The sequence below is a fragment of the Isoptericola sp. NPDC060185 genome (assembly GCF_042728595.1).
Lineage (GTDB): Bacteria > Actinomycetota > Actinomycetes > Actinomycetales > Cellulomonadaceae > Isoptericola.
Window position 1 is genome coordinate 44,963 of record NZ_JBHWYY010000023.1, and the last position, 13,290, is coordinate 58,252.

The window sequence follows — 13,290 nt, forward strand, 5'->3', positions numbered from 1 at the left end:
GACCCTGCCCTTGATCCCGATGTCCCGGACCGGCCGGGCGGTCAGCGCCAGCCGAGGGCGGGCGCGACGTGCTGGACGACGTTCTCGATGATGTGGGCGTTGTAGTCGACGCCGAGCTGGTTGGGCACGGTGAGCAGCAGGGTGTCGGCGGCGGCGACGGCTTCGTCGGTGGCGAGGTCGGCGACGATGGCGTCGAGGTCGCCGGCGTAGGTCTTGCCGAACCGGGAGCGGACGCCCTCGAGGAGGCCGACCTGGTCGGTGCTGGCGGTCTCCGTGCCGAAGTAGGCGCGGTCGCGGTCGTCGGTGAGGGGGAAGATGCTGCGCGAGACGGAGACGCGGGGCTCGCGCTGGTGCCCGGCGGCCTTCCAGGCGTCGCGGTAGCGCTGGATCTGCTCGGCCTGCAGGCGGTGGAACGGCACGCCCGTGTCCTCGGACAGCAGGGTGGAGCTCATGAGGTTCATGCCCTGCGCGGCGGCCTGTTCGGCGGTGGCGCGGGTGCCGGCACCCCACCAGATGCGCTCGCGCAGCCCCTCGGAGTGGGGCTCGACGCGCAGCAGGCCGGGCGGGTTGGGGAACATGGGGCGCGGGTTGGGCTCGGCGAAGCCCTCGCCCTCGAGCACCTCGAGGAACCGGGCGGTGTGGCGGCGGGCCATGTCGGCGTCGGACTCCCCCGGCCGGGGCTCGTGCCCGAGGTGGCGGTACCCGTCGACGACCTGCTCGGGCGACCCGCGGCTGATGCCGAGCTGCAGGCGCCCGCCGGAGATGAGGTCGGCGGCGCCGGCGTCCTCCGCCATGTACAGGGGGTTCTCGTAGCGCATGTCGATGACGGCGGTGCCGATCTCGATGCGGCTGGTGCGGGCGCCGACGGCGGCGAGCAGCGGGAACGGGGACGCGAGCTGGCGGGCGAAGTGGTGCACGCGGAAGTACGCGCCGTCGGCGCCGAGCTCCTCCGCGGCGACGGCGAGGTCGATCGACTGCAGGAGGGCGTCGGACGCGGAGCGGGTGGCGGACTGCGGGTGCGGTGTCCAGTGGCCGAAGGAGAGGAATCCGAGGTTCTTCACGGGGGCGTCAACCTCCTGGGCGTCGGGGGGCTTCCCGGTCGTTCTCGATCCTTGCCGTGGTCGGCCCTGTTCGCCCGTGCGACGTCGCTCCGCCCAGGTGGTGGCGCACCTTCGGAGCGCTCCGAGGGTGCACGACCGCCTGCTCGGTGGTGTGGCGGCGACGGCGTGGCGGCATCCCGGGTGCTTTTGCCCGTGCCGCGGGGTCCGCGGCGCCCCTAGCCTGGGCGCATGACCCTCGCTCACGACGTCGCCGGTGACCCCGGCGCGCCCGCCGTCCTGCTGGTGCACGCCGGCGTGGCCGACCGCCGCATGTGGGACGCCGTCGTCCCCGCCCTCGCCCGTACGTTCCGGGTGATCCGCCCCGACCTGCGCGGCTTCGGCGACTCGCCGCTGCCGGTGGGTGCCGGCCCGACGGCGGACGGCGAGCCCGCCCACCGGTACACGAACGCGGGCGACCTGGCCGCCCTGCTGGACGAGCTCGGCGTGGCCGATGCCGCTGTCGTCGGTTCGTCGTTCGGTGGGAAGGTCGCCCTCGAGCTGACCACGGCACACCCCGGGCTGGTGCGCGAGCTGGTGCTGCTGTGCCCGGCGGCGCCCGGCGTCCCCGACACGGACACGTCCGACGCGTTCGACGCCGAGGAGGGGCGCCTGCTCGAGGCCGGCGACGTGGAGGGTGCGGTACGGCTCAACGTGGCGACGTGGCTCGGCCCGGACGCCGACGACGCCGCCCGGGACGCGCTCGCGACCATGCAGCGGCGGGCGTTCGAGGTCCAGCTCGCCGCGGACGCGGCCGCGAGCGCCGCGGGGGCGCCGGAGCCGGGCCCGGACGGCGTGGAGGTCGACCTGCCGGGGATCCACGTGCCGACGTTCGTCGTCCAGGGGGCGCACGACATGGACCTGCTGCGCGCGTGCGCCCGGCACGTGGCCGACGAGGTGCCGGGGGCCGAGCTGTCGGTGCTGGACTGGGCGGGGCACCTGCCCGTGCTGGAGCGGCCGGACGCGGTGCAGGCGCTGCTGCTGGACGTGCTGCGCGACGACCCGACGGTGCACGCCCCCTGACGGCGCCGTCGACCGGCGTGGGGTGACCGGGAAGCCCTGCATGGTGGCCCGGGCCCGAGGGCGAGGTCAGCGGGCGAGCCACTGGTCGTGCACGATCTTGACGACGAGGCCGACGACGACGATCAGCAGGACGGCGCGCACGAACCCGGCGCCGCGGGCGAGCGCGGTGCGCGCGCCGACGATGCCGCCCGCGACGTTCGCCACGGCCATGCCCGCACCGAGCAGCCACAGCACGTGCCCGAGGAGGCCGAACAGGGCGAGCGCGCCCAGGTCGCTGCCGATGCTCACGACCTTCGCCATCGCAGACCCGCGCAGGAAGTCGGTGCCCAGCGCGGTGACGAACAGGGCGACGAGCAGCACCCCCGTGCCGGAGCCGACGACGCCGCTGTAGAACCCGACCGTCGAGGCCCCGACGGCGAGCACGAGGGTGGGCCGCCACGCGGGCACCGCCGTGCCGGCGCAGGGTTGAGGCCGAGGGTCGGGGCGCGGGTCGGGGTGTGCCCGGTCCCCCGGCCGGGCGACGACGGCCCACACCCCGACGGCGACGAGGGTCGCCGCGACGACGAGCACGATGACGTCGCGTGGCAGGTGGGAGGCGGTGACGGCGCCGACGAGGGCGGTGGGCAGCCCCAGGGCGGCGGCCACGAGCGCGCGCCGGCGGTCGAGGCCCACCCGGGTGACGTAGGTGACGGCGGCGCCCGACGTCCCGGTGATGGCGACGAGCTTGTTGGTGCCGAGCACGGTGGCGACGGGCACGGACGGCAGCGCCAGCATGAGCGCGGGGACCTGGACGAGCCCGCCCCCGCCGACGACGGCGTCGAGCCATCCGGCCGCGAAGGCGACGGCGATGAGCAGGCAGATGGCGGCGGGGTCGACGTGCAGGCCCATGGGGTGCTCCTCGGTGCGTGCTGCGGTGCGTTCCTCGCCGGCGTCCACCGAGCCTGGCCGTCCGGCGGGAGCCTCGGGCGGCGGGGACCGGGGGTCCACCGTCCGGTGGACGACACGGCCCGGGGGTGCGGTCGACGATGGTGCGGACGGTGGTGCGGACGGTGGTGCGAGGGACGAGGGTGGAAGGCAGGTGGCCGCTGTGCTGGCCGCTGGGTCGGTGACCGGGTGCCGGGGGCGCCGGGGGTGCGGCGCCGCCGTACACGGAGCCAGAGGGTGACTCGCGGCGCGGTGACACGGACCGGGCGCACATTCGACGAGGGTGCAAGGTCGGGTGCCCGGTGCCGGGGGCGACTAGCGTGGGACGGCGGAGACCAGGGCGGTGGCGGCATGCTCACGATCGACCTCACGGCGGAGGACCTGACGCGCCTGCGCGTGGCCGCCCGCCCCGACCCGATGTGGGACGTCGTCCTGAGCCTGCACCTGCTGCAGAACCGGCAGGCCGCGATCGCGTTCGACCCGTGGCGCAGCCAGGTGCGCGCGCGGGTCGTGGAAGCGGGGCTGGCCCGGACCGTCGCGGCGCTGGCCCGGCTGGCGCCGTGGGCGTCCTACTTCCCCGACTTCCTCACGCCGACCCCGACGGATCTGGGCAGCGGCTCCGCGACGCCGGTCGAGGTGGCGGTGGACCGGGTGGCGAGCACGCCGCGGCAGCGGCTGACGCGCGAGCTCGCGGTGACGTTCCCGGCGGGCGCGCCGTCGTGGGTGCGGCGCATCGCGAGCGGGGAGACGGAGGCGATGCGCTGGCTCGCCGGGGCGCTGCACCGCTACCACGACGTGGCCGTGGCCCCCTACGCGCCGGCGACGGGCGTGGCCGTCGCGGCCGACCAGGTGGCCCGCGACGCGGCCCTGCGGCGCGGCGGCGTGCGGGGTCTGATGGCAAGCTTCGACCCGGTGCTGCGGCGCGTCGACGACGGCACGTGGGCCGGCCGGTACCCGGTGACGCGGGCCCTGCCGCTGCGGGGCCGGCCCCTGACGGTGATCCCGTCGGTGTTCTGCGTGCTCGCGCCCGTGGCGCTCGCGGACGAGGCCCTGGACCCGGCGCTGGTGTACCCGGTGGCCCCGGCGCCCGGCTGGCTGGCCTGCGCCGACGCCGTCGACGGGGAACGGCCCCCGGTGGCGCACCTCATCGGCCCGACCCGAGCCCGCGTGCTCGAGGTGCTGGACGTGGGCCGCACGACCACGGCGCTCGCCCGGGTGCTGGACCTGACCCCCGCGACCGCGAGCCGGCACGCGACGGTGCTGCGCGAGGCCGGGCTGGTCTCCTCCCAGCGGCAGGGCAACTGCGTGGTGCACACGCGCACCCCGCTCGGCGACGCGCTGCTCGCCGGGCACCTCGCCTGACCGCGCGTCTCGCCTGAGCGGGCCAACAGCTCAGCGCGGACGACACCTGGGCAGGCGACACCTGGGCGAAACACGCGCGGGGCAGGATGTGGGCGTGATCATCGCCCCCGAGGTGCCGGGCCGGGCGGACGTGCGCGCCCTGCTGGCCGAGCACCTGGCCGACATGCACGCCACGTCCCCCGCAGAGTCGGTGCACGCGCTCGACCTCGCCGCGCTGCGGGCCCCCACGGTGACGTTCCTGACGGCGCGCGACGCCGACGGCGTCCTGCTCGGCTGCGGGGCGCTGAGCGAGCTGGAGCCGGCGGCGCCCGACGGTGGGCCAAGCAGACCAAGCGGGCCAGGCTGCCGGCCGGGAGGCCACGGCGAGGTGAAGTCGATGCGCACGGCGCGCACGGCCCGTGGCCGGGGCGTGGCGGGAGCGGTGCTGGGGCGCCTGGTCGACCTGGCGCGCGAGCGCGGGTACGCACGGGTCAGCCTCGAGACCGGCCCGCAGGAGTACTTCGCGGCCGCGAGACGGCTGTACGCGCGGCACGGGTTCGTCCCCTGCGGGCCGTTCGGCGCGTACTCCCTCGACCCGTGCAGCGTGTTCTTCGGCCTCGACCTGCGCCGCGACGGCGACGCCCTCCCGGGGCCGGTGCGCGCCGAGGGTGTCGGCCCCGCCGCCTAGCCTCGCGGGATGGGCGACACCGGCCGCACCCCACCGACCTCCGCCACGGCGAGCGCCGCGAGCGCCGTGGGCGCCGACGCCCCTGGGCCGCGAGCGCCCGCCGGGCAGGACGTGCTCCTGGACCGCCGGTTCGTGTGGCGGGGCCGTGCGGTCGCGTGGACGGCGTTCGGCTCCGGCCCGCCGCTCGTGTTCTGCCACGGCACGCCCTGGTCGTCGTGGCTGTGGGAGCCGTACGCGCGCGCCCTGGCCGCCGAGTTCACCGTGCACCTGTGGGACATGCCGGGCTACGGCGCGTCGTCGATGGACCCCGATCACGCCGTCGACCTGGGGGTCCAGGGCGAGGTCTTCGCCGCTCTGCTGGAGCACTGGCGCCCCTCCTGGTCGGCGCCCGGCGTGCCGCCCGGTGCCGTGCCCGTGCCGCACGTCGTGGCCCACGACTACGGCGGTGCGGTGAGCCTGCGCGCCGCGCTGCTGCACGGCGCCCGGTACGCGTCCCTGTGCCTGGTGGACGTCGTCGCGCTGCGTCCCTGGGGCTCGCCGTACTTCGCGCTCGTGCGCGAGCACGCCGACGTGTTCACCCGCACGCCCGCCGTCGTGCACCGCGGCGCTCTCGAGGCCTACGTGCGCACGGCCGCGCACCGCCCCCTGTCCGACGCGGACCTGGACGCGCTCGTGGCCCCGTGGACCGGGCCGCAGGGGCAGGCCGCGTTCTACCGGCAGATCGCCCAGGCCGACGAGCGGTACACCGCCGAGCTGGAGCCGTTGCTCGGCGCGCTGGAGGTGCCCACGCGCGTGCTGTGGGGCGCCGAGGACGCGTGGATCCCCGCCGACCGGGCGCGGCGCCTGGCCGACGCGCTGCCTCGCGCCGACATGCGCCTCGTGCCGAGCGCCGGCCACCTGGTGCAGCTCGACGCGCCGGTCGCGCTCGCCGTCGAGCTGCAGCGGTGGCTGTCCGCGCGCGGGTGATCCGGCGTGACCGGGGTCAGTACCAGGACGCGCGCGCGTGCTGGAAGATCAGGTTGGTCTCGGTGAGGGCCACGTCCGGGTCGGTGGACAGGTGCTCGATGACGAACTCGTTGAGCGCGTCGGAGTCCGCGGCGGCCACGTGCACGAAGAAGTCGTGCACGCCGCCCAGCAGGAAGACGTTCAGCACGCCGGGGAGCTCCGCGAGGCGCGCCAGGTAGGTGCTGAGCCGGGTGCGTGCGGCGCCCCTCATCTGCACGGCGATCATCGCCTGCAGCGGGTGGCCGGTGCGCGCCGGGTCCACGTCGGCGTGGAACCCGCGGATCACGCCCCGCTCGCGCAGCTGGCGCACCCGCGTCAGGCAGGTGGACGGCGCCACCCCCGCCCGGGCGGCGAGCGCGTTGTTCGGCAGGCGGGCGTCCTGCGCGAGCGCGGCGAGGATGCGCTGGTCGACGTCGTCGAGGCGCTCCGGAGCGGGGCCGCGCCGGTCCAGGCCCCACGACGGGTCGGGACGAACATCCTTCGGTCGTGACGCCCGCGCCGCGGGCCGAGACTGCCCCATGTTCGACATGGGACGAATCTACCGAAGGATGTTCGCAATCGTGGTGTCGTGCCGAATCGCGGCCTCACACTGGGAGGTGAGCGGGGTCACACACCCACGCGACCCACCGACCGACCGCGACCGCCGGCCACCGCCGCGCGGCCGCGGTCACCGAGCCTCGAAGGCGAGCTCCCATGCGCATCGGCGTCCCGAAGGAAGTCAAGAACCACGAGTACCGGGTGGCCATCACCCCGGCAGGCGTGCACGAGCTCGTCGGCCGCGGCCACCAGGTCGTCGTCCAGGCGGGCGCCGGGCTCGGCTCCGCGATCACCGACGACGAGTACCGCGCCGCGGGCGCGGACCTCGTCGACAACGCGGACACCGTGTGGGCCGGCGCCGAGACCGTGCTGAAGGTCAAGGAGCCCGTCGAGCAGGAGTACCACCGCCTGCGCCCCGGCCTGACGCTGTTCACCTACCTGCACCTCGCCGCCGACAAGGCCCTCACCGAGGAGCTCCTCGCGAGCGACGTCACCGCCGTCGCCTACGAGACGGTCCAGACCCCCGACGGGCGGCTGCCGCTGCTCGCCCCCATGTCGGAGGTCGCCGGCCGCCTCGCCCCCCAGGTCGGCGCCGCCACCCTGCTGCGCGCCGCCGGCGGGCGCGGCATCCTCCTCGGCGGCGTGCCCGGTGTCCCCGCGGGGCACGTCGTGGTCATCGGCGCCGGCGTCTCCGGCATGAACGCCGCACGCATCGCCGTCGGGCTGGGCGCGCGCGTCACCCTCCTGGACACCAACGCCGACGCCCTCAAGGCCGCCGACCGCGAGCTCGGCGGCCGCGTGCAGACCCTCGCGTCCAACCGGCTCACCCTCGCCGAGGCCGTGCTGGAGGCCGACCTCGTCGTGGGCGCCGTCCTGGTGCCCGGCGCGAAGGCCCCCGTGCTCGTCCCGAACGACCTCGTGGCGCGCATGCGCCCCGGCGCCGTCCTCGTCGACATCGCGATCGACCAGGGCGGATGCTTCGAGGACTCGCGCCCCACCACGCACGACGACCCCACGTTCCGGGTGCACGACGCGGTGTTCTACTGCGTCGCGAACATGCCCGGCGCCGTGCCGCGCACCTCCACCTACGCCCTGACGAACGTGACCCTGCCGTACGTCGTGGCGCTCGCGGACCACGGCTGGCGCGAAGCCCTGCGCCGTGACCCCGTGCTCGCGGGCGGGCTGAACGTGCACGGCGGCCGCGTCACCAACGCCGGCGTCGCGGAGGCGCACTCCCTCGAACGGGTGGACGTCGCCGACGTGCTCTGACCTTGCCGGTCGTGGGGCTGGGGCCGGGAGGCGGGAGGTTTCTTGTCGCGAGGCGCGCCATCCGGAGGCTCGTTCCTCGCCTCCTCCCGCCAGGCCCGACCAGCCTCGCGACAAGAAACCTCCCCCTCCCGGCGCTGTCACCTGTCCTTCGCGCGAGGTCCGGCCGACGAAGGAAGACCCGACGAAGGAGGCTGCCGGTCGGCGCCTGCGGGGGGAGGCAAGGGTCAGTGCCGGCGGGGCGGCAGCGGGACGCGGTCGAGGTCGGAGGCGACGGTCAGGCCGCCGTCGAACACCTCGCGGGCCTCGCGCTCGAACTCGTCGGGGAGCTCGTCGGGCACCCGGTAGCGCTGGGAGAAGTGCGTGAGCACGAGGTGTCGCACGCCGGCGCGGGCGGCGACCACGGCGGCCTGCCGGCACGTCAGGTGGGCCCAGCGGGCCGCGAGCTCGGCGTCGCGGTGCAGGAACGTCGACTCGATCACCAGCAGGTCGACGCCGTCGGCGAGCTCGAGCACCGCGTCGCACAGGCGCGTGTCCATGACGAACGCCACCGACTGTCCCGGGCGCGCGACCGAGACGGCGTCGCGCTGGACGGTGCGGCCGTCGGCCAGGGTGAGGCTGCCCTCGCGCAGCAGCCGTCCCACCGCCGGACCCGGCTCGACCCCTGCGGCCGCGAGCGCCGCCGGGTCGATCCGGACGCCGTCGGGCTCGTCCAGGCGGTAGCCGACGGCGTCGATGCGATGGTCCAGCGGCCGCGCCGTGAGGACGGGGGCGCCCGGGCCGGCGCCGCGCTCGCCCTCCACCCGGGGCAGCGTCGCAACCCGGGCCGCGACGGAGGCTGCGTCGGGCGCAGCGCTCGTGGTGGCCGGGGCGGGGCCGGTCGACGGGAAGGACACCGGCCGGAAGGCGACGCGCTCGTGGTGGTCGTAGGCGCTGGCGTGCAGCAGGTGGCGCACCCACTCCTCGCCCGAGGCGGGGAAGGAGATCGGGACGGTGTGGCGCACCTGGTCCCCCGACAGCCGCTGCGCGACGCCCGCCAGCCCCAGGGAGTGGTCGCCGTGCAGGTGGGTGATCGCGATGCGGGTGAGGTCGGTGGCCGAGACCCCGGCCAGCGTCATCTGCCGCTGGGTGCCCTCGCCGGGGTCGAACAGGATCGCGGCGTCGTCGAAGAACAGGACGTACCCGTTGTGGTTGCGCGCGCGGGTGGGCACCATGCTCGCCGTGCCGAGCACGACCAGCTCGCGTCGGGACACGTCGTGACGCGCCCGCCGCTCAGCGGCCCAGGGCGCGCCCGACGACGCGCACCAGGCCGGTGGTGACGTGCTGCACCGGGCGCCACAGGTCGCGGTCGAACACCGCAGTGCGGGTCAGCGGGCGCGGGCGCAGGCGCCCCGCGAGCCGGGGCGTCGACGACGTCGACGATGTCGACGATGTCGACGCAGCGGTCGGCGCCGGCGCGACGGCCGCGGGCCGCAGCGACGGCAGGCCCGCGAGCACGGACGGCCGGTACCGGGCACCCGGGTCCCACCGCTGGTGGAGGCGCTGCGTCGCGTCGTCGCGCGTCGGGTCGGGCATGGGGTCATCGTGGCGCGGCGGGCAGGCCCCCGCAAGGCCGCACGACGACCCGCGGCCGGGCCCGTGCGCTCAGGCCCCGGGGAAGCCCTGCGGGTTCTCCGACTGCCAGCGCCACGTGTCGGCGCACATGTCGTCGATGGTCTTGACGGCGCGCCACCCGAGCTCGTTCTGCGCGCGCGTGGGGTCGGCCCAGAAGGCGGCGAGGTCACCGGCGCGGCGCGGGCCGACCTCGTACGGCAGCTCGCGGCCCACGGCCCGCTCGAACGCGTGCAGCATCTGCAGCACGGACGTCCCCGTGCCGGTGCCGAGGTTGAAGGCGCGCACCGGCTCGGTCATCGCGTCCAGGTGGTCCAGGGCGGCGACGTGCCCGGCGGCGAGGTCCTCGACGTGCAGGTAGTCGCGCTCGCAGGTGCCGTCCGCGGTCGGGTAGTCGTCGCCGAAGACGACGAGCTTGTCGCGCTTGCCGACGGCGACCTGCGCCAGGAACGGCATGAGGTTGTTGGGGATGCCCTGCGGGTCCTCGCCGATCTGCCCCGACGGGTGCGCGCCCACGGGGTTGAAGTAGCGCAGCAGCGCCACCTTGAGCCTGCCGACCGCGACCGCGGCGTCGGCCATGATCCGCTCGATCATCACCTTCGTCTGCCCGTACGGCGAGGAGGACGACAGGTACTCGTAGTCCTCGCGGTAGGGCACGGGGGCCTTCTCCCCGTACACGGTGGCCGAGGAGGAGAACACCAGCCGCGGCACGTCGTGGCGGCGCATCGCCTCCAGCAGCGACAGCGTCGAGTCGAGGTTGTTGCGGTAGTACTCCAGCGGCTTCGCCACCGACTCCCCCACGGCCTTGAAGCCGGCGAAGTGCACGACGGCGTCGAACTTCTCGTGCGCGAACAGCCGTTCCGTCTTCTCCGCGTCGGTGAGGTCGATCGCGTGCACCGGCACGTGCACCCCCGACAGCGACTCCACGCGGCCCATCACCGTGGGCTTGGAGTTGGAGAAGTCGTCGACAACGACGACGTCGTGCCCGGAGGCGACGAGGGACAGGACCGTGTGGGAGCCGATGTACCCGGCGCCGCCGGAGACCAGAACGCGCATGGGCCCAGCCTAGGGCGTGGGGCCGCCGTCCTCGGACGGCGTCCGCACCCCGGGCCGGGCCCGTGCGCGTCGTGCTCTTCTGTGACCGTCAGCGGCCCGTCGGCGGCCCGTCAGCCGCCGAGGAGCTCGGTGAAGCTCGGCGTGGCGGCGAACGGGTCGGCGGGCCCCTCGTTCTCCCGGCGGGCGACGCGCTGCGCCAGCTCGCGGCCGGCGCGGGCGATGCGCTTCGGCAGGCCGGCGCCGGGGTCGTCGGCGCTCGCGGCCCAGTCGTCCGTGGCCGCGAACACGCTGGTGGGCACGACGTCGGCGCGCAGGTAGGTGAACAACGGGCGCACGGCGTACTCGAGGGCCAGGGAGTGGCGGGCGGTGCCGCCGGTGGCGCCGAGCAGCACGGGCATGCCGGTCAGGGAGTCGGGGTCGACGACGTCCCAGAACGACTTGAACAGACCCGAGTAGCTCGTGGTGAAGATGGGCGAGACGGCGACGAGGCCGTCCGCGCCCGTCACGGTCTCCAGCGCGCGGGCCAGGTCGCCGGTCGGGAACCGGGTCAGCATCGCGTCGACGACGGCGTGGGCGACGTCGCGCAGCTCGATCGTCTCGACCCGCACGCTGTGCCCGGCGTCCTGGAGCTCCCGCACGGTGGCGTCCGCGAGCCGGTCCGCCAGCAGCCGCGTGGACGACGGCTGCGACAGGCCCGCCGAGACGACGGCGAGGGTGCGGGTGGGGGTCTGGATGCCCGAGGGCCCCGAGGACATGGTCATGCGCGTGCCTCCTGCTGGGTGGTGCCTGCCGTGCCGGCGGCGGGCTGGGTGCCCTCGGCAACGGTACCGGTGTACGGGTCCGAGGTGTCGCCGACGTGGGTGGCGCCGGCCTCGCCCGTGGCGCGGGCGGCGGCGACGCGCTCGGCGTGCGTCGGCGGGTTCAGCGGCACGTCGGCGGGGCGCTTGGCCTCGACGATCTTGCGCAGCTCGGGCACGACGTCCTCGGCGAGGAGGTCGATCTGCTCGAGCACCGACTTCAGGGGCAGCCCGGCGTGGTCGACGAGGAACAGCTGGCGCTGGTAGTAGCCCACCTCGTCCACGAACGACGCGTACCGGTCGATGACCTGCTGCGGGGAGCCGACCGTCAGCGGCGTCTCGCGCGTGAAGTCCTCCATCGACGGGCCGTGCCCGTACACGGGCGCCTCGTCGAAGTAGGGGCGGAACTCGTTCCACGCGTCCTGCGAGCGCTTGCGCATGAACACCTGGCCGCCGAGGCCCACGATCGCCTGGTCGGCGCGGCCGTGGCCGTAGTGCTCGAACCGCTGGCGGTAGAACCGCACCATCTGCCGCGTGTGGTGCATGGGCCAGAAGATGTTGTTGTGCAGGAAGCCGTCACCGTAGAACGCGGCCTGCTCGGCGATCTCGGGGCTGCGGATCGAGCCGTGCCACACGAACGGCGGGACGCCGTCCAGCGGCCGCGGGGTGGAGGTGAAGCCCTGCAGCGGGGTGCGGAACTTGCCCTCCCAGTCCACGACGTCCTCGGTCCACAGGCGGCGCAGCAGCGCGTAGTTCTCCACGGCCAGCGGGATGCCCTGGCGGATGTCCTGCCCGAACCACGGGTAGACGGGCCCGGTGTTGCCGCGGCCCATCATGAGGTCCATGCGCCCGTCGGAGATGACCTGGAGCATCGCGTACTCCTCGGCAAGGCGCACCGGGTCGTTGGTGGTGATCAGCGTGGTGGCCGTCGACAGGGTGATGTGCTTCGTGACGCCCGCCAGGTAACCGAGCATCGTCGTCGGCGAGGACGCCACGAACGGCGGGTCGTGGTGCTCGCCCGTGGCGAAGACGTCCAGGCCCGCCTCGTCGGCGTGCCGGGCGATAGTGAGCATGTTGCGCACCCGCTCGGTGTCGTCCGGCGTGCGGCCCGTCGTGGGGTCGGTGGTGACGTCGCTGACGGAGAAGATTCCGAACTGCACGGCTGCGCTCCCTGCTCGTGGACTGCTCCTGGGTCCTGACCTGACGCCCAGGTCCATGCGTTTGCATGTACATGCGGCTGAACCGCGGCACCCGCCCCGTTGTTCCCCGCCGTCCGCCGACCACAGGTGACGTCGCGCACAAAGGGCGCCCGCAGGGCGGTCTCGAGTTGCGTCAGACGCGCCGACTGGCCAGCCTGAGGGGGCAACCGTCACGTCCACCGCCACCATGCCCATTCTCCGGCACTCGGTGTGGACCGTGCTTCACGGGACCTTCACGGACCGCCGGAACATCCCCCGGTAGGGCCGCGTTGGAACCTCAGGCCCCTTCCCACCGACCTCCAGGAGGACGACATGCCCGACCGGTCCCTGCGCGGCATGAGCATCGGCAGCAAGAGCATGGAGTCCGACGAGGGCGTGGACTTCGCCCCGCGGTTCCAGGCCCACTACGACTGCCCCAACGGTCACACCATCATCCTGCCCTTCTCCACCGAGGCCGAGGTGCCGCCGGTGTGGGAGTGCCGGTGCGGCGAGGAGGCGCTCCTGCGCGACGCCGAGCGCCCCGAGGTGAAGCCCGGCAAGCCGCAGCGCACCCACTGGGACATGCTGCTCGAGCGCCGCACCGTCGCCGAGCTGGAGGAGCTCCTCGACGAGCGCCTCGAGCTGCTGCGCGCCGGCAAGCTGCGCCGCAGCGCCTGACCTGACACGCCAGAAGGGGGGGGGCCCCCCCCCGGGGGCCCCCCCCCCAGCCGGGTGCCCCGGGGAGCCGCGGGGGGCCCGCCCCCCGG

Annotated in this window: 14 protein-coding genes; 6 read left to right on the forward strand and 8 right to left on the reverse strand. The window is 75.0% G+C overall.

The window, feature by feature from the left end; translation table 11 throughout:
• Nucleotides 1-41: 41 nt before the first annotated feature.
• Nucleotides 42-1,061, reverse strand: coding sequence for an LLM class flavin-dependent oxidoreductase (locus tag ACFWDO_RS10295; RefSeq protein ID WP_380322740.1), 1,020 nt, complete (start codon nt 1,059-1,061; stop codon nt 42-44).
• A gap of 228 nt (nt 1,062-1,289) precedes the next feature.
• Between ACFWDO_RS10295 and ACFWDO_RS10300 the strand changes: the two genes are divergently transcribed.
• Nucleotides 1,290-2,120, forward strand: a complete 831-nt coding sequence (locus ACFWDO_RS10300; RefSeq protein ID WP_380322737.1) for an alpha/beta fold hydrolase — start codon at nt 1,290-1,292, stop codon at nt 2,118-2,120.
• Nucleotides 2,121-2,186: 66 nt separating this feature from the next.
• Here the strand turns inward: ACFWDO_RS10300 and ACFWDO_RS10305 are convergent, their stop codons facing one another.
• Entirely contained in the window at nt 2,187-3,008 is an 822-nt protein-coding gene (locus tag ACFWDO_RS10305) for a sulfite exporter TauE/SafE family protein (RefSeq protein WP_380322734.1), read from the reverse strand.
• Nucleotides 3,009-3,395: 387 nt separating this feature from the next.
• Here ACFWDO_RS10305 and ACFWDO_RS10310 point away from each other — a divergent pair, with 387 nt between their 5' ends.
• From ACFWDO_RS10310 to ACFWDO_RS10320, 3 genes are all read left to right on the forward strand, one after another.
• Nucleotides 3,396-4,406 carry an ArsR/SmtB family transcription factor gene (locus ACFWDO_RS10310; RefSeq protein ID WP_380322731.1) on the forward strand — a complete coding sequence of 337 codons (1,011 nt, stop codon included), beginning with the start codon at nt 3,396-3,398 and terminating at the stop codon, nt 4,404-4,406.
• 94 nt (nt 4,407-4,500) lie between these two features.
• Nucleotides 4,501-5,073, forward strand: a complete 573-nt coding sequence (locus tag ACFWDO_RS10315; RefSeq protein ID WP_380322728.1) for a GNAT family N-acetyltransferase — start codon at nt 4,501-4,503, stop codon at nt 5,071-5,073.
• Nucleotides 5,074-5,082: 9 nt separating this feature from the next.
• Nucleotides 5,083-6,039, forward strand: coding sequence for an alpha/beta fold hydrolase (locus tag ACFWDO_RS10320; RefSeq protein ID WP_380322725.1), 957 nt, complete (start codon nt 5,083-5,085; stop codon nt 6,037-6,039).
• 16 nt (nt 6,040-6,055) lie between these two features.
• Here ACFWDO_RS10320 and ACFWDO_RS10325 read toward each other — a convergent pair whose 3' ends face one another.
• Nucleotides 6,056-6,607 (reverse strand): Lrp/AsnC family transcriptional regulator, encoded by a 552-nt coding sequence (locus ACFWDO_RS10325; protein ID WP_380322722.1) that lies wholly within the window; start codon nt 6,605-6,607, stop codon nt 6,056-6,058.
• Between the two features lie 164 nt (nt 6,608-6,771).
• On the opposite strand from ACFWDO_RS10325, the gene ald reads away from it, so the two are divergent.
• Nucleotides 6,772-7,884 (forward strand): alanine dehydrogenase, encoded by a 1,113-nt coding sequence (ald, locus tag ACFWDO_RS10330; RefSeq protein WP_380322719.1) that lies wholly within the window; start codon nt 6,772-6,774, stop codon nt 7,882-7,884.
• A gap of 224 nt (nt 7,885-8,108) precedes the next feature.
• Here ald and ACFWDO_RS10335 read toward each other — a convergent pair whose 3' ends face one another.
• The 5 genes from ACFWDO_RS10335 to ACFWDO_RS10355 form a co-directional block, all read right to left on the reverse strand.
• Nucleotides 8,109-9,134 carry a ribonuclease Z gene (locus ACFWDO_RS10335; protein ID WP_380322716.1) on the reverse strand — a complete coding sequence of 342 codons (1,026 nt, stop codon included), beginning with the start codon at nt 9,132-9,134 and terminating at the stop codon, nt 8,109-8,111.
• A 19-nt stretch (nt 9,135-9,153) separates the two neighbouring features.
• Nucleotides 9,154-9,456: a hypothetical protein gene (locus ACFWDO_RS10340; RefSeq protein WP_380322713.1), complete on the reverse strand. Its 303-nt coding sequence runs from the start codon at nt 9,454-9,456 to the stop codon at nt 9,154-9,156.
• 69 nt (nt 9,457-9,525) lie between these two features.
• The gene (gene galE / locus ACFWDO_RS10345; protein ID WP_380322710.1) at nt 9,526-10,548 is read right to left on the reverse strand and encodes a UDP-glucose 4-epimerase GalE; all 1,023 of its coding nucleotides are present in this window, start codon (nt 10,546-10,548) and stop codon (nt 9,526-9,528) included.
• Nucleotides 10,549-10,658: 110 nt separating this feature from the next.
• On the reverse strand, nt 10,659-11,309 hold the full coding sequence (locus tag ACFWDO_RS10350) for an FMN reductase (protein ID WP_380322707.1): 651 nt from the start codon (nt 11,307-11,309) through the stop codon (nt 10,659-10,661).
• A complete protein-coding gene (locus ACFWDO_RS10355) occupies nt 11,306-12,505 on the reverse strand; it encodes an LLM class flavin-dependent oxidoreductase (protein ID WP_380322704.1) in 1,200 nt (399 codons plus the stop codon). Before ACFWDO_RS10355 ends, ACFWDO_RS10350 begins: the two co-directional genes overlap by 4 nt.
• Before the next feature lie 351 nt (nt 12,506-12,856).
• Between ACFWDO_RS10355 and ACFWDO_RS10360 the strand changes: the two genes are divergently transcribed.
• The gene (locus ACFWDO_RS10360) at nt 12,857-13,201 is read left to right on the forward strand and encodes an RNA polymerase-binding protein RbpA (RefSeq protein ID WP_079575180.1); all 345 of its coding nucleotides are present in this window, start codon (nt 12,857-12,859) and stop codon (nt 13,199-13,201) included.
• Nucleotides 13,202-13,290: the final 89 nt, after the last annotated feature.

Excerpts from the sequence above, each read along its gene's own strand:
- ACFWDO_RS10360 (WP_079575180.1), top strand. The coding sequence starts at position 12,857 with ATGCCCGACCGGTCCCTGCGCGGCATGAGCATCGGCAGCAAGAGCATG.
- ald (WP_380322719.1), top strand. The coding sequence starts at position 6,772 with ATGCGCATCGGCGTCCCGAAGGAAGTCAAGAACCACGAGTACCGGGTG.
- ACFWDO_RS10300 (WP_380322737.1), top strand. The coding sequence starts at position 1,290 with ATGACCCTCGCTCACGACGTCGCCGGTGACCCCGGCGCGCCCGCCGTC.
- ACFWDO_RS10310 (WP_380322731.1), top strand. The coding sequence starts at position 3,396 with ATGCTCACGATCGACCTCACGGCGGAGGACCTGACGCGCCTGCGCGTG.
- ACFWDO_RS10340 (WP_380322713.1), bottom strand. The coding sequence starts at position 9,456 with ATGCCCGACCCGACGCGCGACGACGCGACGCAGCGCCTCCACCAGCGG.
- ACFWDO_RS10320 (WP_380322725.1), top strand. The coding sequence starts at position 5,083 with ATGGGCGACACCGGCCGCACCCCACCGACCTCCGCCACGGCGAGCGCC.
- ACFWDO_RS10350 (WP_380322707.1), bottom strand. The coding sequence starts at position 11,309 with ATGACCATGTCCTCGGGGCCCTCGGGCATCCAGACCCCCACCCGCACC.
- ACFWDO_RS10305 (WP_380322734.1), bottom strand. The coding sequence starts at position 3,008 with ATGGGCCTGCACGTCGACCCCGCCGCCATCTGCCTGCTCATCGCCGTC.
- ACFWDO_RS10325 (WP_380322722.1), bottom strand. The coding sequence starts at position 6,607 with ATGTCGAACATGGGGCAGTCTCGGCCCGCGGCGCGGGCGTCACGACCG.
- galE (WP_380322710.1), bottom strand. The coding sequence starts at position 10,548 with ATGCGCGTTCTGGTCTCCGGCGGCGCCGGGTACATCGGCTCCCACACG.